The sequence below is a fragment of the Rhizobium sp. TH135 genome, from assembly GCF_002855515.1.
Classification (GTDB): domain Bacteria; phylum Pseudomonadota; class Alphaproteobacteria; order Rhizobiales; family Rhizobiaceae; genus Allorhizobium.
In genome coordinates this window covers 481233-498250 of sequence record NZ_PKRP01000002.1, presented here as the reverse complement: position 1 = coordinate 498250, position 17018 = coordinate 481233, and the positions used below count along the sequence as shown (strand labels likewise).

Genomic DNA, 17018 nt, shown 5'->3' with positions numbered 1-17018 from the left:
GCTCAGTAGGCGAAGATCGATGACCTGATGATGCGGCGCCATTGATCGAGATGGGCGCGCGCTATGTCTTCCGGCTGCTGGGTTGCAAAGCGGATGACTTCGCCAGTCGCGAGGATCATCAGCTTGAGATTGACGCGGAAGCGCTCGAAATCGCTCTCCGGGATAATGTGCGACAGATCACGGTAGAAGCTGGCGATGATCTGGTCGTGGAAATCGCCCGAGAGCTGGGAGAGATCCCGGTCCGTGACGATCGCCTGCCAGAGCGCCATGTAGATCCGCTGCTCCCGGAACATGGCATGCAGTTCCATCAGGCTTTCGGATGCCCGGTCTGAGGCCTCGTCCAAGGTCTGGACGCCCGCAAAGATCTGCCGGATGAAGCCTTCGAGCTGACCCGAGAAACGGTCATGCACGGCCTTTATGACCGCCACCTTCTGGGGAAAGAACTGGTAGAGCGAGCCGATGGAGATGCCTGCCCGCTGAGCAATCTCGCTCATGGTCGTCTCAGCAATCCCCTTCTCCAGAAAGAGCGAAACGGCTGCCTCGAGGATCGCCTCGAGCCGCTGGATGCTGCGTTCCTGTTGGGGGGTTTTGCGCGGCTGCAGTCGACCGTCCATGGTGTGCTCGCTCAAGGCTATCGTCCCACGGGCTCATCCCGCGGTTTCATGTCGCTAAACGGATAGGGAGCGGTTCTGGCCAAAAGGTTAACGCTGGCCCTTCGTCCCCGACCTCTTGACCTTTACACAAAAAAGGTCGGTCGAACGCGTCATCCTTCGATGCGCAGATGTCGCTCTCGCGCAAGGTCGAAGATCTGGATGCCGTCCTTTGGGCGACCGCGACGGCGCCATTTCGGATGCTGGAGCGTGTAGGTCGCGTCGTCGTAGCCCGCCTTCCAGTGCTCCTCGATAGAGCTGCGGGAGAACTCTGCATCCATAGCATGGGTGGCATGCGAGGCACGGCGGTGGATCAAATGGACGATGGTCACGTCGTATTCGTGGCCGATGGAACGCAGGATCTTCGCGTCCTCGTCATCGCGGAATTCCGGCGGCAATTTTTCGAGCAGGCGCTTAGCTGCGCGGCGGACGATCTGGCGTCTCGCGAAATCGTCGGTGTTCATACGGGTTCGGCTGGAATAGCGGATCTCCTTGATCCGGCTCTCGACTTCGAACTGGTCGCGCGGCATGTCTCCCCGCGCATTGAACAGGTCGACCTGGAAGATCTCCAGATCATGCGAGGCGTCGTTGACGTTGAGCACATGCTGCAGTGGCGTGTTGGAAACGAGACCGCCGTCCCAATAATGGCGCCCGTCGATCTCGATTGGTGGGAAGCCGGGCGGCAGCGCGCCGGAGGCGGCCACGTGCCGGGCATCCAGACGCGTCTTGCGGTTGTCGAAATAGGCGAAATTGCCGGAGCGGATCTCGACCGCGCCAAGACTGAGGCGTGTCTGGCAATCGTTCAGGAGATCGAAGTCGACCAAGCGCTCCAGTGTCCGCATCAGGGGCTCGGTGTCGTAGGCGCTCAGGCGGACATCCGGATTGGTGAGCAATTGATACGGTGTGGGGAGGCGCGGCGAGAAGAAGCCGGGAATGCCGAATGCCGCTGCTGCCAAGGCCGCTGCATCGTTCTGGATGCGCCTGAGCGAATTGTCCTCTGCCGTCCAGCCGAAGTTCAGGCTGGAAGAGACCGTGTGCCAGAAATCCCGGAGATTGGCGATCCGCCGCTCGCGTGGGCTACCGGCAATGATCGCCGCGTTGATCGCTCCGATCGAAATGCCCGCCAGCCAGTCCGGCTCGACCTCGTTTTCATGCAAGGCTTCATAGGCACCGGCCTGGTAGGCTCCCAGCGCACCGCCGCCCTGGAAGACGAAGATGCGATCGGTTGCGGTGTTCGTGCCGGTGTCGGCGCCAGTCTGTGCCATATGCCTGCCCAATGATTGCTGCAGTGCAATAGATAGGCCTGCCGTGTCGAGGATGCCAGTCCGATGGCTTCAATCAGCGTTCACTTTTGCAGCATGTCTTTCACATCAGACCCAAAAGAAATTCGACGCACTCGTCCGGTTTCGGATTATGACATGGCCAGTGCATTCTCCATCAAGGAAAGCCAGATGATCCGCTCGTTTGCCACCGCCCTGATCGGCGCCACTCTGCTCGCCTCCTCTCCTTGCTTTGCCGACGAGGCCTCTGTCGACCAGCAGATCGAAAACCTGCTCGGCGATGCTGCCGATTACAAGGAACTCTTCTACGCTTTCAAGGTGGCGCTTGAAGAGGAGAAGTCCGACATCGTGGTCAGCCTCATCAACTATCCGCTGACCGTGAACATCGACGGCGACGAGGCCACTTACAGCTCGGAACAGGAATTGCTCGACGCCTATGATTCCGTGTTTACGGAGACGATCGTCGAAGCCGTCTCCAACCAGGAATACGGCGATCTCTTCGTCAATTCCGAGGGCGTGATGATTGGCAATGGGGAAGTGTGGATTTCCGGTATCTGCGAAGACAGCGCCTGCACCAGCGCTCCGCCGCGGGTTGCCGTCATTCAATCGGGCAACTGAACCGCGCCTGTAGATGCAGGAGAGGCGGCATCCTGGATGCCGCCTCTCCACGTTTGAAAGCCGAGATCAGGCAGCGAGATCAAGCACGATGCGGCCGTCGATCTTGCCCTCTTTCATGCGGTCGAAGATCGCATTGATGTTTTCCAACTTGTCCCAGCTGAAATGCGAGGCAACCTTGCCTTCGCCGGCGAATTGCAGGCTTTCCTCAAGATCCTGACGCGTGCCGACGATCGAGCCGCGTACGGTGATGCGCTTCAGCACGGTCTCGAAGACAGGAAGCGAGATGAAACCGGGCGGCAGGCCGACGAGCGACATCGTGCCCTTGGAGCGCAGGAAGCCATAGGCCTGTTCCATGGCCTTGGGCGAGACAGCCGTCACCAGCGCGCCATGCACGCCGCCGGTCGCCTTCTGGACCTGCTCGATGGCATCTGCCGCCGTGCCGTTCACCACCATATCCGCGCCGAGGTCGGTTGCGAGCTTCAGCTTGTCGTCGAAGATGTCGGCGGCCACTACATGCATGCCCATGGCCTTCGCATATTGCACGGCCATGTGGCCGAGACCGCCGATGCCGGAGATGACGACCCATTCACCGGGCTTCACCTCGGTTTCCTTGAGGCCCTTGTAGACGGTGACACCGGCGCAGAGCACAGGTGCTGCCGGGCCGAATTCGAGATTGTCCGGAAGACGGCCGACATAATCGGGATCGGCCAGGCCATATTGCGCGAAGGTGCCGTTGACGGAGTAACCGGTGTTCTGCTGGCTGCCGCAAAGCGTTTCCCAGCCGGTGCGGCAGGGCGAGCAGCAACCACAGGCGGTGTGCAGCCACGGTACGCCGACGCGGTCGCCTTCCTTGATGCGGGAGACGCCGGAACCGAGCTTGGCGACATAGCCAACGCCCTCATGGCCGGGAATGAGGGGGGGCTTGGGTTTGACCGGCCAATCGCCATTGGCGGCATGCAGGTCGGTGTGGCAGACGCCTGTCGCCTCGTATTTTACCAGGATCTGGCCGGGGCCGGGATCCGGGATGGGCATTTCGTCGATCACCAGCGGCTTGCCGAATTCGCGGACCACCGCAGCCTTCATCATCGATGCCATGTCACTCTCCCGTGGGTTTCTCGTCATTCCCGCAGCGCTCGAGCGGCGGGTATGGGGAGAAGGTATGCGCGGGATGGGTGCGAGCAGTTGATCGGTATCAAACGGCCAGAGATTTCATCGGATTGTCATGATCGGGAGCCTCAGTGAGGCTCCCGAAACAGATGCTCAGGCGAGGTTCTTCTTGAGGAACTCCACCGTGCGTGACCAGGCGAGGTCGGCAGCCGCCTTGTCGTAGCGGGCAGACGACGTGTCATTGTTGAAAGCATGGTTCACGCCGTCATACATATGCAGCTCATAGGTCTTGCCATTGGCATCCAGCGCCGCCTTGTAGGCGTCGATACCAGCATTGATGCGCTCGTCGAGACCCGCATAATGCAGCATCAGCGGAGCCTTGATCGACGGCACCTGATCGGCCGGGGCTTGCGAGCCGTAATAGGCGACGCCGGCACCAAGCTCGGGTGAGGCCACCGCCATGCGGTTCACCATGCCACCGCCCCAGCAGAAGCCGATCGCACCGACCTTGCCATTGGTCTTCTCATGGGCTGCGAGGAAGGCGCGGGTCGCCTCGCCATTGGCTGTGGCATTCGCCATGTCGAGCGACTGGAACATCGCACGCGCCTCGTCTTCATTGGCAGGCGTGCCGCCGTTCGGCGACAGGAAATCGGGAGCGAGCGCGACGAAGCCTTCGAGCGCCATACGACGGGCGACATCACGGATATGCGGATTGAGGCCACGGTTCTCGTGAATGACGATCACGGCGGGAAGTTTGCCGGCGGCGTCCTTCGGGATCGCGAGGTAGCCCTTCATCTCACCTGCGGCACCGGGATAGGTCACGTCTGAGACGTCGAGGCGCGCGTCGGTCTCTTCGACCATGGCGGCATTCGCCTGGTTGGCGGCGAGCATGGGCATGATGGCGGCGGCGGCGGCACCGGAGCCGGCGAGCGCCGTCAGCCGTTGCATGAAGCCACGGCGGTCGAGGGTCAGGTGGGTGTATTCGTCATAGGCTTCGATCATGGCCTGCGTGATTTCGGGCTTCGACATGGCACTCTCCTTGGGGGACGGATTGGATGCCCTCGCAAGATAGTGCCGCCGCCTTTTGCGCCCACACACGTTGCCGTGAAGGCCTCAGCTGGTGGCCATCCACGCGGCGAGCCACAGCCAGAGCAGAAAGAGCGATACAAAGCCCAGCATGAAGAACAAGCGGCGCAGCGGCAGATTGCCGGTGAGCTGCATCCCGGCCTGGACATAGCGTGCGACAACGAAGATCCAGGCGAGCACGACGGCAACGAGGTTGTCCGCCTCGGTCATGTATAGCAGGACAGACACGGCGTAGAAGAGAACCGGCAGCTCGAACTGATTGGCGATCGCGCGGTTGACTACGCGGCTCTCTTCCGGCTCGGCGAGGTTCTCGCGGAAGGCAATGCGCTCGACCTTGCCGGCACGCACCACGGCGGCGCGGCGAATAACGAGCAAGGCATAAAGACAGAAGACGAGAAAGGCATGGGCCACGAGGGGCCAGAACATTTCAAAACCAGTCATGGAAAAATCAATTCCTCAAATGTACGGCGTGCAAGGCATCATTCATCCCTTGCCGGCTTTGGGCCAAAGGCCAGTCGCAGGGCGAGGATGCCGGAAATGACAAGGGCGGCAAACTTCAGACGTGTCAGCCAGGCATGCGCTTCTGCGAGAAGATCAGCATTCCCGGGCGCCTGCACGGATGGCGGAAAAAGGAGGAGGCTGACGACGTTCTCGGCATAGTCGACGACGACATAGGCGATCGGCAGGGCCAGAAGAGCGGGAAGAAGGCGCGCGGCCGGCCGGCCATAGAGGCTCGCACCCGGCGCCGCGCGTCGGATGAGCAGAATAAGAAACAGCCCGAGTGTGGCCGGCAGCAGGAGATCGGGGCCGAGATGCATGGCCCGCAGAAGAGCTGCGGCCTCCGGCTCGCTCTCCAGCATCATCTTGAGTGCAAGCAGCCCCTGCCCCGTGCTCTCGATGTCGAGATCGGGCATTGCCCTTCCGCCGGTCAAATCAGCGAAAGGCCACGCAAAGCTCAGGTTCATCCAGGCGAGGAGCGCGGACGACAGGGCGCCGCTCGCCCAGAGGAGCGGCGTCCTGGTTGGTCCGGGCAACTGCCTCAGGATCATGCGGCGCCCGGATAGTTCGGGCTTTCGCGGGTGATGGTCACGCCATGCGGATGGCTTTCGCGCAGGCCCGCACCGGAAATGCGCACGAAAGTCGCCTTTTCCTGGAAGTCCTTGATGTCCTTGCCACCGACATAGCCCATGGCGGCCTTCAGGCCACCGGCGAGCTGGTGGAGGACGGCCGAGACCGGACCCTTGTAGGGAACTTGGCCTTCGATGCCTTCAGGCACGAGCTTCAGCGTGTCGCGCACTTCCGCCTGGAAGTAGCGGTCGGCCGAGCCACGGGCCATGGCACCGACGGAGCCCATGCCGCGATAGGCCTTGAAGGAGCGGCCCTGGTAGAGATAGACCTCACCCGGGCTTTCGTCCGTGCCGGCAAGCAGCGAGCCGACCATGACGGCGGAGGCGCCCGCAGCGATTGCCTTCGCAACATCGCCCGAGAACTTCAGACCGCCATCGGCGATAACGGGAATGTCGAGCTTGTTGGCTTCTTCAACGGCGGCCATGACGGCTGCAAGCTGGGGAACGCCGACGCCGGCGACGACGCGGGTGGTGCAGATTGAACCGGGGCCAATACCGACCTTGACGCAATCAGCGCCTGCATCGATGAGCGCGCGAGTGCCCTCGCCCGTCGCCACATTGCCGGCAATGATGCGGATGGCGTTCGACATCTTCTTCACATGGGCGACGGCATCCAGAACCTTCTGGCTGTGGCCATGGGCCGTATCAACGACGATTACATCGCAGCCGGCGTCGATCAGGCGCTCGGCACGCTCAACGCCGTCATCACCGGTGGAGATGGCGGCAGCGACGCGCAGACGGCCCTGGGCGTCCTTGGCAGCATGCGGGTTGAGCTGCGACTTCTCGATGTCCTTGACGGTTATCAGACCGACGCAGCGGCCTTCATTGTCGACCACCAAGAGCTTCTCGATGCGGTGCGAATGCAGAAGGCGCTTCGCTTCCTGCTGATCGACACCATCCTTGACCGTCACGAGGTTTTCGCGGGTCATCAGTTCGTAGATCTTCTGGCTCGGGTCAGACGCGAAACGCACGTCGCGGTTGGTCAGGATGCCGACGAGGCGGCCGGGGCGGCTTGCGCCCTCGACAACCGGGATGCCGGAAATGCCATGGGCACCCATCAGCGCCTTTGCTTCGGCAAGCGTTGCTTCCGGGCCGATGGTCACCGGATTGACGACCATGCCGCTTTCGAACTTCTTCACCTGGCGAACTTCTTCGGCCTGTTCGATGGGCGTGAGGTTCCGGTGGATGACGCCAATGCCACCGGCCTGGGCCATGGCGATCGCGAGGCGACTTTCAGTGACCGTGTCCATGGCGGAGGAGAGAATCGGCAGCGAGAGATCGATGTCCCGGGCGATGCGTGTCGCGATGTTGGTCTGCCCCGGCATCACTTCAGAGTGCCCCGGCTGCAGGAGGACGTCGTCAAAGGTGAGCGCTTCTGCGCCTGTTGCCGACATTACGATGCGTGCCATTGCCAATTCCTTCGTTTGAATAGGCAGAATCCGCCCGGAAAACGGGGATCCCCGTTCGGTCGCTTCTGCATGAAATGCTTGGAAGTTGGCGAGGGCTGGTAACACGTTCATGACAGGAAGGGAATAGCAAAACGTGGACGCATGGCGCCGTGATTGGCCACGCCGCGGCCCATACAGAAAAATCGGCGATCATTAGAATTTTAAACAGCGCCTACACGGTCTTTGAAGCCCTCGCTTATATAAGGGACCTGCTCTCGGGGCTGGGGGCACAACAAAAAACAAGAAGACCAGGGGATCCGGTATGACTGCATTGAAGAAGCGTGCCCAGGCACTCGAAAACCAGTTTGCCCACCAGGCAGAAATCCAGTTCAAGGCGCGCGTTCGCGGCAGCAAGATGCTCGGCCGCTGGGCCGCCTATACGATGGGCCTCGACGATGTCGAAGCCTATGCGCGCACCGTGGCCGTCAAGCAGGTCATCGAGCCACATCGGCTGCTCGAACAACTGCGCCAGGACTTCAGCATCGCTGGGGTTGATGTGAGCGACGCCGACATCGACAGCCGCATTCACAATTTCATCGAACAGGCGACGGACGAGATTTTCGCCGGCAAGTAAGGCTAGGGTTGAGGGGCCGCAGCTTTGCCGCGGCCCCTTTCCTGCCGATCGATATCAGATATCGAACTGATAGGCCTTGGGCACGAAGCGGTAGCCCTGATCGACCTTTTCGACAAAGCCCACGGCCGGGAACGGCATGTGGTAGCCGAGGAAGGCGAGCTTGTCGGTTGCCAGCATGTCGAAGACCTTGGCACGCGTTGCTGCTGCTGCTGCCTTGTCCATGTCGAAACGCACTTCCCAATCCGGACGCTGAAGCGACAGCACGAAGTGGTTTGCCGTATCCGCGGTCAGCACCAGCTGGCGGCCTTCCGATTCCAGACGGTAGATCATGTGGCCCGGCGAGTGGCCGAACGCCGCCATGCCGGTGATGCCGGAGACCACTTCGCCACCGTCGCCGATGAAGGTCATCTTCTCGGCCATCAGCGCGACATTGGCGAGCACACCCTTGTGGCCGTTCTCGGCCGGGGTGCCGACGCGGGCCGGATCGGCCCAGAAGTCGTATTCCGCCTGACCCGTCACATAACGCGCATTCGGGAAGGACGGCTGGCCGCCTTCCATCAGGCCGCCGATATGGTCGCCATGCATGTGGGTAAGCACCACGGTCGTCACGTCTTCCCGCTTGTAGCCGGCAGCCGTCAGGCCTTCGACCAGTCGGCCAAGACCGTTTGCACGACCACCTTCACCGAGACCGGTGTCGAAAAGGATGACATCAGAACCGGTGTTGACGAGCACGGGGGCGAAGCTGTTGACGAACTTGTCGGAGGGCAGGAAATTCGCCTCAAGCAGCGCGCCGACCGTTTCAGGCGACTGGTTGGTGCCGAAGGTCTCCTGGGGATTTTCCGAGGGGCGTGCGCCATCCTTGACCACGACGACCTCGAACTTGCCGACATTGAAGCGGTGGGTTTCGGGCGGCATGGCGTGGTCGATATCCATCGAGGTCTCCGTACCCGACTGCTGCGCCATGGCAGCCCGGGTCATGATCATGGGGGCCGCCAGCGCTACACCGGCACTTCCCAGAAGCATACGTCTTTTCATCGAAATCATCGAAATCTCCTCAATCAAATTCCCTCGCCCCTGATGAGGCTGACCTCGACATAGGGGAAAGCGGGGCCGCGAGTAGCGCCCTCACACCATCGTGATGCCGATGGAAACCCAAGACGGGAACAGCACCGGTGCAAAGAGGCTTCCCGGCTTCGACCTCTGCGGTTTCAACCGCAGATCGATTGCGCTATGAGAACCCGTATCCACCGCTTCGGCGGTCCTGCCCGGAATGCCGATGAACCGCATCACGCCCCTCATTCTCGCCGTCGCGCTCTTCATGGAGCAGATGGATTCGACCGTGATCGCCACCGCCCTGCCGACCATCGCGACCGATCTCGGCGTCGGGCCGATCACGCTCAAACTGGCGCTCACCTCCTATATGGTGGCACTTGCGATCTTCATTCCGGTGAGTGGCTGGATGGCAGACCGATACGGGGCCAAGCGGGTGTTTCGTGCGGCAATCCTCGTCTTCATGCTGGGTTCGCTGTTCTGCGCGATGTCGGATTCGCTCCTAACCTTCGTCGCCGCACGTTTCCTGCAGGGCATGGGCGGCGCAATGATGACGCCGGTCGGGCGGCTCGTTCTCCTGCGCACGACGAAGAAGAGCGACCTCGTCTCGGCCATGGCGCTGCTGACCATTCCTGCCCTGCTCGGTCCGATTACCGGCCCACCCGTCGGCGGCTTCATCACCACCTTCTTCAGCTGGCACTGGATCTTCCTGATCAACATTCCGATCGGGCTTGTCGGCCTGTGGCTATCCAGCCTCTACCTGCCCGAGATCGAGCCGATCGAGACGGGGCGGATCGACTGGACGGGCTTTCTGCTCAGTGCCGCCGCTGCATCCGGCCTGGTGTTCGGCCTGTCGGTCATGAGCCTGCCCGCCCTGCCCGTCTGGGTCGGTGCTGCGGCGACGGTGGTCGGGATACTCTCGATGATCCTCTATGTGATCCACGCCCGGCGGCATCCGGCCCCGCTGCTCGACCTCTCGCTCTTTGCCAACCGAAGCTTCCGCGCCTCGATCATTGGCGGCACGCTGTTTCGCATCGCAGCCGGTGCCACGCCCTTCCTCTTGCCCTTGATGCTGCAGCTCGGTTTCGGCATGTCGGCCTTCGAATCCGGCATGACCACCTTCATCGCAGCCGTCGGCGCGATCTCCACCAAGTTCATCGCAAGGCGGGCCTTTGCCGCTGCTGGCTTCCGCAACGTGCTGATCCTTGCCGGCATCTTCGGGGCGATCACCACGGCTGCTAACGCCCTCTTCACGCCAGCGACACCCATCCTCGTGATCATGGCGGTGCTTTTGATCGGCGGCTTCTGCCGCTCCTTTTTCTTCACCGGGGTCAACACGCTGGGTTATGCGGAAATCGAGGACCGGGCGGCATCGCAGGCGACCTCGCTCACCTCCGTGCTGCAGCAGGTGAGCCTTGCGCTTGGCGTCGCCGCCGCTGCCTCGATCCTTGAGGCGAGCACGCGTATCACGGGCGAAACGCTGTCGCTTTCAGACTTTCACCTTGCTTTTGCGGTTGTCGCTGGCTTGTCGATCTTCGCGATCCTGCCCTTCTTCGGCCTGCCACGCGATGTCGGCTCGGCCGTCTCCGGTTATCGCCGGACACCGGAAGATGAGACGATCAGCGTGAAGTGATTATTCAGGGCGCTCGCAAAGAGCCGACAGCTTGTTGCCATCGGGATCGCGCACGTAGCAAGCATAGAAATTGGGATGGAAATGGCGAATGCCGGGGGCGCCGTCATCCGTGCCGCCATGGGCGATTGCCGCTGCATGGAAGGCATCGACTGCCGCTCGCGAAGACGCCTCGAAGGCCGGCATGGAGCCATTGCCGACGGTTGCCGCGCGGCGATCGAAGGGATGATTGATCCAGAACCGGCAGCGGTTGTCACCGGCAGTGGCATAACCCGCTTCGTTCTCGTCCGTTTCGCGACGCTCGACGCCGAGCGTTGCCAGGACCGCATCATAGAAGCGGATGGCGCGGGGCAGATCGTTGATGCCGACGGTGATGTAGGTAAACATGACGAACGCTTCCTCCGCTTGACCTTGGCCTAACCCACCGGCTCTGCCTTGCCCTCAGTCCTGATCCAGATCCTCGGTGGCGGGCACATCCTCGCGCGGATCACGGGCGAAACCTTCTTCATCAAGCTCGACCACGCCCGGGCCATTACGCCCCTTGAAGCCCTTGGCCAGCAGGAACATCTCGACCGATTCCTGTCGCGACGACGCCGGCTTGATGTGCAGCACCTGGCGGAAATTCTGCTTCAACATGTTGAGAAGATCCTTCTCCGTGCCGCCCTGGAAGGTCTTGGCGAGGAAATGTCCGCCTTCGGCCAGAACCTCCACGGCAAAGTGTGCCGCGACTTCGCAGAGATGCATGGTGCGGATGTGGTCGGTCTTCTGGTGTCCGGTGGTGGGGGCCGCCATATCCGACAAAACGAGGTTGGGCGTGCCGCCGACGGCCTCGATCAGCTGGCGCGGGGCGTCGGGATCGAGGAAGTCGAGTTGCAGGATCTTGACGCCCGGGATCTGTGCCATTTCCAGGAAGTCGATGGCCGCAACGCGGATATCGTCATCAGAGGAATCGGTGACCTTGGCGGCGATCTGCGACCAGCTGCCGGGGGCAGCGCCCAGGTCGATGATGCGCTTCGCCCCTTTCAGGACCTGATGCTTCTCGTCGATTTCCAGCAGTTTAAAAGCTGCGCGGGCGCGGTAGCCCTCGAGCTTGGCGCGCTGGACATAGGGGTCATTGATGTGGCGCTCGAGCCAGCGCCGCGACGACGCCTTGAGCTTGCCCTTCTTGACCTTCTGGCCAAGCTTACGGCCGGTTCTGTTACCGGCAATGGGTGGTTTTGCCATGGTCAGCGCTCCCTGGAAACTGGAGGACGGCGGTTGCGGCCGCGGCGCCAGACGCCGTCATCGGCCATCATATCGGTCAAAAGCCCCTCGCGCAGACCGCGATCGGCAACGCGCATGCGGCTCGACGGCCAGCGGCGACGGATCGCCTCAAGGATCGCGCAACCGGCAAGCACGAGATCGGCGCGATCAGGGCCAATGCAGGGATTGGCGGCACGGCCGGCATAATCCCATGAGAGCAGCTTGGACTGCATGGCGGTCACCTCGGCATCGGAAAGCCAGAGGCCATCGACCTTGCGGCGATCGTATCGGGGCAGATCGAGATGCACACCGGCCAGCGTCGTGACGGTGCCGGAGGTGCCGATCAGGTGGAAGTCCTGCGGGAAGCCGTCAGGACCCGCGGGCAATTCGGGGCAATCGAAGCGGGCCAGCATGCCCTCGACCTCGCGGGTCATCGCCTCGAAAATGTCGGGCGTCACGTCGCGGCCGCCATGGCGCTCGGACAGCGTGACCACGCCGACGGGCAGCGACGTCCAGTGGGTAATGTGATTGGCAAGCCGGCTGGAGCGATTGTCGCCGATCTTGATGACCGCGATTTCCGACGAGCCGCCGCCGATGTCAAAGAGCACGACGGACCGCGCCTCACGCCCGACCAGCGAGGAGCAGCCGGACACGGCGAGACGGGCTTCGGTCTCGCGGTTGATAATCTCCAGGTTGAGACCGGTTTCCGCCGTCACCCGCTCGAGGAAGACCTCACCGTTTTCGGCCGCGCGGCAGGCTTCCGTTGCAATCAGCCGCATGCGCCTGATCTCGCGACCGGCGAGCTTCGAGGCGCAGATGCGCAAGGCCTCGACCGCCCGGTCCATGGCGTCTTCGGACAGGCGACCGGTGGCGGCCAGTCCCTCGCCAAGACGAACGATGCGCGAGAAGGCATCGACGACGCGGAATTGTCCGGGACGGGTCGGCTGGGCAATCAGCAGGCGGCAATTGTTGGTGCCGAGATCAAGGGCGGCATAAAGGTCGTCGGGCGCGCCATCCTGGACGGAGCGCCAGCGACCAGGCGCCTGGAGCTGGGCATTTTGCGGAACCGAGCGCGGCTGAGCTGCGGGAGCTGCCTGCGGCTCGGGTCGGAGCGGCTTGGCGACCGCCGCCGACGGCGGCTCGGAACCGGCGAGCGGGCGCACATGACCCGGCTTCGGGGCTGCGGCATGGCGGTTGCGATTGCGTTTGCGCTTGCGGCCGGAGCGTTGGCCAGACGGATCAGACAGGCCGGCGGCATCGTGGCCCATGTCTCTCTGCTGATGGCGCCTGGGCTCAACGCCCTCGCCACGCCTGACATCGCCGCGATCTGCTGACGAAGCGGGACCGGCATTCGGGAGACCGGCCGAAGCCGTGCCTGCGTCCGGGCCTGCCGGGGACGTGTTACCGTTCTGATTGTCGTGCTGATGTTCCGACGGCGCAACGCCGCCTTTGCCGCGCCTGCGGCGCTTTCGCTTGCGGATGGGACCATCCGCAAAGGCTGATTCGGAACGTCGCTCGGCCACCGGCGTGCCCGCCGATCCTGCCGAGGCAGAAGCATCGCGACCGTTCCTGACCGGTCCCGACTTCTTGCCCTTGCCGCGCCGGCGAGGAGACCCGCCCTTGCGCTTGCCTGTCGACGTCCCCTCGCTGTTCGGCTGTCCGCCGCGATTGGGGTCTGTCACTGAAGTTATCCACTGCACCGCGCAAGGCGCCAAAACCGACGCATGCCGCTGGTGTCATCATTCGTTTCGTTGGACAAAGCATACCAGCGCCTGCCCCGCGCGCCAAACGGTTTTTCAGAAGCGCTTCAAAGGGCTGCCTGCGCGACGCCGCCCCGGCCTTTCTCCCCTCCAACACGCCTGCGCGTGGACCACTTTTCGCCTCCTGTCATTTTTTTGAAATTCGGTCTTTGCAATGCCAGATGTTTTGGCTATAAGCCCGCTCACCGGTCGCCGCGGCGACACCCTGGTGGGGAATAGTTCAACGGTAGAACGACGGACTCTGACTCCGTTAATCTTGGTTCGAATCCAGGTTCCCCAGCCACTTTCCTTGTTAAAATTCAACATCTTAGCTGCATGTCGCCAGTGACGGGAATACCCCCGCACTGCACCCCCAACAAAGGGCGCTTTGGCGATGTCAGATTTCCTGCGGCGTGAAGCCGATTCCTACTATTTTCGGCGGCGGGTCCCCACATCGCTTCGGGCGCGGCTTGGACAAACCGAAATATACCGCTCTTTAAGCACCAGCGTGCGACGTACAGCCAGAGCGCGAGCCGCCCACCTTTTCATCGGCACTGAGAAGCTGTTCAACATGATCCTGGATGAAGATGATGAGTTTCCCCTCACCGACGACGATATCCGGGCTGCAATCCGCGTATGGCTGGACACACCGCCGTGGCCCCAGCGGCTCCGGATGGTGGACGAGATGCCACCCGGGCGTTTGAGGTTACATCATGAGACCTTGCCGCGAACGCTTGTGATGATGAACGCTGACGAGGGTACGCGGTACAGTGCCGCAATCAGTGAAGAAGCACATTGGGCTTTAGAACGCTCCGAGTACCAAGACATCAAAGGCGGGGAACGTCTCCGCAGAACGGTGGCAGCGCTTGAAAAACAGCTACGCGAGTATGTAGACCAGCGGATGCATGTTGTCTTTGGACAGGAGACGGTTGCCACTGCTTCAGTGCAGACCGTAGCTGCATCAGCGCCCCCGGAACCAGTCGCTAATATGACGAAGCTCTCCAGCTACATCAAGGAGTGGCAAGCGGACATCATAGCCGGGTACAACCATAACAAGCCACTCAAGGACGCAGATCAATATCGCCAGAGCGTTCAACTGTTCATCGGTCTGATGGGTGACCTCCCAGTGGGACGGATCGATAATGAGAAAGCTGCCGAGTTCAGGGAGCTCTATCTTCAAATGCCAGCTTCCCATGGGAAAGGCTCAATTGCATCGCCCAAGAAAGAGCTAGCCCGCGCGAGGGCAAACAAAACTACGCCATTGGTCACTATGAAGACGGCGAAGAGGCACTTCAGCGGACTGTGGTCGCTCTGGAAATGGCTTGTGTTCAAGAAACATGTCCCCGTCAGCCTCCAACCTTTTGCAGGACATTCATTCCCAGGAACCAAGGCGAAGAAATCAGCAAGAGATGATTGGTCTCTCGAAGACTTGGAACGTCTCTTCAGGTCGAAGGAATATCGTCAGGCTTCGGATACGAGCGCGCTGCACTGGCTCCCTCTCATTGCCCTACACACGGGTATGAGACTGGAGGAGATATGCCGCCTCCGACCCGCGCACGACATAATAATCAGAAACGGCACCCTGTGCATCGACATTAAGCCGCACCTAGAGGAGGACGGTTGTCCGCCACAAGGTCGGGGAAGCCTTTGAATATTTACTATGCCTGATGCCGCTCTGTGACAGCGTGAGGCTCACAAACGGTGAGTTCTATGATTTCCCGTTCTGGACGCTGAAGACCTCAAACTCCGGCGCTTCTGCTCGAGGCTTCGTCGTTGAACATCCCATAGAGAAGGACCACATCGAGCTTTTCGCATTGGGCAAGCCCCGAGATCGGTTCTCGATCCGAAAGTTTGCTGCTGGCGCACACGGCACTGTGGAGGCAGTCGCGAACGGGAATGCTCAAATTTTCGGTGAGGGCGAGGGAAGCGTGGAATGGGTGGCTCAACTGAAACCTAGTCACGCTCAACGGATCGCGCAGGATGTCGGCGGATCGTTCTCTCGCATCGGGCTTATAGAAGCGGAATGGTTGCGCAAAAAGACCGAATGAGCGGAGTTGATCGCTTCGATAGGAGGCAGCACACTATGCAAAGTCGGTCGCTCTGCTATTCCCGAGCATGCCATGGGGCAACACTCAGCAAATGCGGAGATACGGTCACGGAAATAATCTCCGATGCCTCAAGCCTGTTGAGGATCTCTACCCATCTCTCGCCAACCTCGTTGAGACTGATAGCAATCTCGTGGGTTATTATCTCCCCTCCAGCCATTTCTCCGTAGGACATTCGTCCGCTGCCAAGGTCGAGTAGGCACTCTGGATCGGCTTCCTCATCTTCATCCCACCAGTCTTCTTCCTCTGGATCGTCAATTCGCAGCCGTGTCACACCATGGGGCTCGCCGTCCAATCCAAAATCGGTTTCCCTCTGCCATGAGGCACTTCTGCGGGGATGAAACGTCAGAAACGAGAAACTGGATTCCAGGTCGCCCATCGCGAATTGCCAATGAGTCCGGATCTCGTCCCACGTCCCTTGAGGAGAGAGGCTTTCGAAATACACCTCGGTACGCATTTTCGACATGTATTTAATGACTCGGATACGTGCATCTCGTCCTTCTGCCTGACAGTTAGATAGCCACTTAACCAAGCTGGAATCCCTAAGGAAACTAGCAATCTGGTGATCGTTATCCTGCGCAAATAATGACCGCAGCGTCGGAACTAGATTCATGTCCAGCGCCCTCCGGAAGAAGTGCTCATCCAGAATATTGTGTTTGCCTACTCGAACCGTGACCGTCTGCGCACTGTGCGAGAGGATCTCATCTCCATAGTTTCGGCGGACCCATTCCTTGATATCGATAGCAAAGAAGGAATCAACGCTACCTACGTAGATCACCAAGTATGTAGGTTGAGGGTTCATATACCAGAACGCGAGATGGCTGGTGTTTAACGACACCGAAATGTCATTTGCGGCATGAAATGCCGCTTGGTCCAGCGTCTTGGGCATGATGCCCTTCATTTGAAACCATATGGAGACCGGAGTTACGATCTTCCCACGACCAGCCGCAGCCGCCTGTGTCAGATGGAGGCCGATATCCCGACCAGCGCGATCTGTTGCGTATTCCATGAACAACCCGTAGGGCGCAGCTATTTGGCGGAACTTTGCCATGTATTGCGTTTCGAAATCGTCCGTTGCGCCGATCTTCATTACTGGTCATCCTGAGGGCCGTGATTGGTCGATGACAACATATAAGGAAGTTTCAGAAATTCCGTGCTGAAATTGTTGACACCCCCACAAACTACCACCACATTGTTGACGCGACATCTTGCAAGAGTTTGAATCTATTACTGAATCAGGATCGTGCGTGCGGCTCCAGGTTCTCCAGGCGAGCCATCTTAGGTCGGTTTTTCGCTGAAAATCAGCGACTATTTCTCACAGAAAAAAGCGACGCCTTCTCAACAACTTGAGCATTCGTGGTT

The 17018-nt window shown here is 60.7% G+C and carries 18 protein-coding genes and 1 tRNA gene; 6 read left to right on the top strand and 13 right to left on the bottom strand.

Going from position 1 to position 17018, the window contains the following annotated elements:
• Positions 1-2 precede the first annotated feature (2 nt).
• Together C0V73_RS07345 and C0V73_RS07340 are read right to left on the bottom strand one after the other, a co-directional pair.
• On the bottom strand, positions 3-629 hold the full coding sequence (locus C0V73_RS07345) for a TetR/AcrR family transcriptional regulator (RefSeq protein ID WP_245407906.1): 627 nt from the start codon (positions 627-629) through the stop codon (positions 3-5).
• A gap of 134 nt (positions 630-763) precedes the next feature.
• Positions 764-1915 (bottom strand): DUF3734 domain-containing protein, encoded by a 1152-nt coding sequence (locus C0V73_RS07340; protein WP_102019339.1) that lies wholly within the window; start codon positions 1913-1915, stop codon positions 764-766.
• A gap of 153 nt (positions 1916-2068) precedes the next feature.
• Here C0V73_RS07340 and C0V73_RS07335 point away from each other — a divergent pair, with 153 nt between their 5' ends.
• Complete coding sequence (locus C0V73_RS07335) at positions 2069-2548, top strand: hypothetical protein (protein WP_102019338.1); 480 nt, start codon at positions 2069-2071, stop codon at positions 2546-2548.
• A gap of 66 nt (positions 2549-2614) precedes the next feature.
• On the opposite strand, the gene adhP is transcribed toward C0V73_RS07335, so the two are convergent.
• From adhP to guaB, 5 genes are all read right to left on the bottom strand, one after another.
• Entirely contained in the window at positions 2615-3643 is a 1029-nt protein-coding gene (gene adhP, locus C0V73_RS07330; protein ID WP_102019337.1) for an alcohol dehydrogenase AdhP, read from the bottom strand.
• A gap of 165 nt (positions 3644-3808) precedes the next feature.
• Positions 3809-4684: a dienelactone hydrolase family protein gene (locus C0V73_RS07325; RefSeq protein WP_102019336.1), complete on the bottom strand. Its 876-nt coding sequence runs from the start codon at positions 4682-4684 to the stop codon at positions 3809-3811.
• A gap of 84 nt (positions 4685-4768) precedes the next feature.
• On the bottom strand, positions 4769-5182 hold the full coding sequence (locus C0V73_RS07320) for an MAPEG family protein (protein WP_102019335.1): 414 nt from the start codon (positions 5180-5182) through the stop codon (positions 4769-4771).
• A gap of 38 nt (positions 5183-5220) precedes the next feature.
• Complete coding sequence (locus tag C0V73_RS07315) at positions 5221-5655, bottom strand: hypothetical protein (RefSeq protein ID WP_143708319.1); 435 nt, start codon at positions 5653-5655, stop codon at positions 5221-5223.
• A gap of 131 nt (positions 5656-5786) precedes the next feature.
• Complete coding sequence (guaB, locus tag C0V73_RS07310; RefSeq protein WP_102019333.1) at positions 5787-7277, bottom strand: IMP dehydrogenase; 1491 nt, start codon at positions 7275-7277, stop codon at positions 5787-5789.
• Positions 7278-7578: 301 nt separating this feature from the next.
• Between guaB and C0V73_RS07305 the strand changes: the two genes are divergently transcribed.
• Complete coding sequence (locus tag C0V73_RS07305; RefSeq protein WP_102019332.1) at positions 7579-7890, top strand: ATPase inhibitor subunit zeta; 312 nt, start codon at positions 7579-7581, stop codon at positions 7888-7890.
• 54 nt (positions 7891-7944) lie between these two features.
• Here the strand turns inward: C0V73_RS07305 and C0V73_RS07300 are convergent, their stop codons facing one another.
• Complete coding sequence (locus C0V73_RS07300; RefSeq protein ID WP_102019331.1) at positions 7945-8934, bottom strand: MBL fold metallo-hydrolase; 990 nt, start codon at positions 8932-8934, stop codon at positions 7945-7947.
• An 81-nt stretch (positions 8935-9015) separates the two neighbouring features.
• A complete protein-coding gene (locus C0V73_RS23065) occupies positions 9016-9177 on the bottom strand; it encodes a hypothetical protein (protein ID WP_172450094.1) in 162 nt (53 codons plus the stop codon).
• Here C0V73_RS23065 and C0V73_RS07295 point away from each other — a divergent pair.
• On the top strand, positions 9167-10573 hold the full coding sequence (locus C0V73_RS07295) for a DHA2 family efflux MFS transporter permease subunit (RefSeq protein ID WP_102019330.1): 1407 nt from the start codon (positions 9167-9169) through the stop codon (positions 10571-10573). The genes C0V73_RS23065 and C0V73_RS07295 overlap by 11 nt on opposite strands.
• Here C0V73_RS07295 and C0V73_RS07290 read toward each other — a convergent pair whose 3' ends face one another.
• Genes C0V73_RS07290 through C0V73_RS07280 form a run of 3 tightly spaced genes read right to left on the bottom strand, consistent with a single transcriptional unit; the run spans position 10574 to position 13494 of the window.
• A complete protein-coding gene (locus C0V73_RS07290) occupies positions 10574-10957 on the bottom strand; it encodes a VOC family protein (RefSeq protein ID WP_102019329.1) in 384 nt (127 codons plus the stop codon).
• A gap of 54 nt (positions 10958-11011) precedes the next feature.
• On the bottom strand, positions 11012-11794 hold the full coding sequence (locus C0V73_RS07285; protein ID WP_102019328.1) for an RlmE family RNA methyltransferase: 783 nt from the start codon (positions 11792-11794) through the stop codon (positions 11012-11014).
• A gap of 2 nt (positions 11795-11796) precedes the next feature.
• Complete coding sequence (locus C0V73_RS07280) at positions 11797-13494, bottom strand: Ppx/GppA phosphatase family protein (protein ID WP_102019327.1); 1698 nt, start codon at positions 13492-13494, stop codon at positions 11797-11799.
• Between the two features lie 287 nt (positions 13495-13781).
• Between C0V73_RS07280 and C0V73_RS07275 the strand changes: the two genes are divergently transcribed.
• From C0V73_RS07275 to C0V73_RS07265, 3 genes are all read left to right on the top strand, one after another.
• Positions 13782-13855: transfer RNA gene (locus C0V73_RS07275), tRNA-Gln, on the top strand.
• A gap of 267 nt (positions 13856-14122) precedes the next feature.
• The gene (locus C0V73_RS07270; RefSeq protein WP_102019326.1) at positions 14123-15202 is read left to right on the top strand and encodes a hypothetical protein; all 1080 of its coding nucleotides are present in this window, start codon (positions 14123-14125) and stop codon (positions 15200-15202) included.
• Positions 15203-15236: 34 nt separating this feature from the next.
• Complete coding sequence (locus C0V73_RS07265) at positions 15237-15599, top strand: hypothetical protein (RefSeq protein WP_143708318.1); 363 nt, start codon at positions 15237-15239, stop codon at positions 15597-15599.
• A gap of 55 nt (positions 15600-15654) precedes the next feature.
• Here the strand turns inward: C0V73_RS07265 and C0V73_RS07260 are convergent, their stop codons facing one another.
• The gene (locus tag C0V73_RS07260) at positions 15655-16746 is read right to left on the bottom strand and encodes a DUF4365 domain-containing protein (protein ID WP_102019324.1); all 1092 of its coding nucleotides are present in this window, start codon (positions 16744-16746) and stop codon (positions 15655-15657) included.
• Positions 16747-17018 lie beyond the last annotated feature (272 nt).

Bases quoted from the DNA above. Each gene is read 5' to 3' on its own strand.
- C0V73_RS23065 (WP_172450094.1), bottom strand. From the start codon at position 9,177: ATGCGGTTCATCGGCATTCCGGGCAGGACCGCCGAAGCGGTGGATACG.
- C0V73_RS07335 (WP_102019338.1), top strand. From the start codon at position 2,069: ATGGCCAGTGCATTCTCCATCAAGGAAAGCCAGATGATCCGCTCGTTT.
- guaB (WP_102019333.1), bottom strand. From the start codon at position 7,277: ATGGCACGCATCGTAATGTCGGCAACAGGCGCAGAAGCGCTCACCTTT.
- C0V73_RS07260 (WP_102019324.1), bottom strand. From the start codon at position 16,746: ATGAAGATCGGCGCAACGGACGATTTCGAAACGCAATACATGGCAAAG.
- C0V73_RS07285 (WP_102019328.1), bottom strand. From the start codon at position 11,794: ATGGCAAAACCACCCATTGCCGGTAACAGAACCGGCCGTAAGCTTGGC.
- C0V73_RS07325 (WP_102019336.1), bottom strand. From the start codon at position 4,684: ATGTCGAAGCCCGAAATCACGCAGGCCATGATCGAAGCCTATGACGAA.
- C0V73_RS07305 (WP_102019332.1), top strand. From the start codon at position 7,579: ATGACTGCATTGAAGAAGCGTGCCCAGGCACTCGAAAACCAGTTTGCC.
- C0V73_RS07300 (WP_102019331.1), bottom strand. From the start codon at position 8,934: ATGATTTCGATGAAAAGACGTATGCTTCTGGGAAGTGCCGGTGTAGCG.
- C0V73_RS07270 (WP_102019326.1), top strand. From the start codon at position 14,123: ATGATCCTGGATGAAGATGATGAGTTTCCCCTCACCGACGACGATATC.
- adhP (WP_102019337.1), bottom strand. From the start codon at position 3,643: ATGGCATCGATGATGAAGGCTGCGGTGGTCCGCGAATTCGGCAAGCCG.
- C0V73_RS07315 (WP_143708319.1), bottom strand. From the start codon at position 5,655: ATGCCCGATCTCGACATCGAGAGCACGGGGCAGGGGCTGCTTGCACTC.
- C0V73_RS07290 (WP_102019329.1), bottom strand. From the start codon at position 10,957: ATGTTTACCTACATCACCGTCGGCATCAACGATCTGCCCCGCGCCATC.
- C0V73_RS07295 (WP_102019330.1), top strand. From the start codon at position 9,167: ATGAACCGCATCACGCCCCTCATTCTCGCCGTCGCGCTCTTCATGGAG.
- C0V73_RS07320 (WP_102019335.1), bottom strand. From the start codon at position 5,182: ATGACTGGTTTTGAAATGTTCTGGCCCCTCGTGGCCCATGCCTTTCTC.
- C0V73_RS07340 (WP_102019339.1), bottom strand. From the start codon at position 1,915: ATGGCACAGACTGGCGCCGACACCGGCACGAACACCGCAACCGATCGC.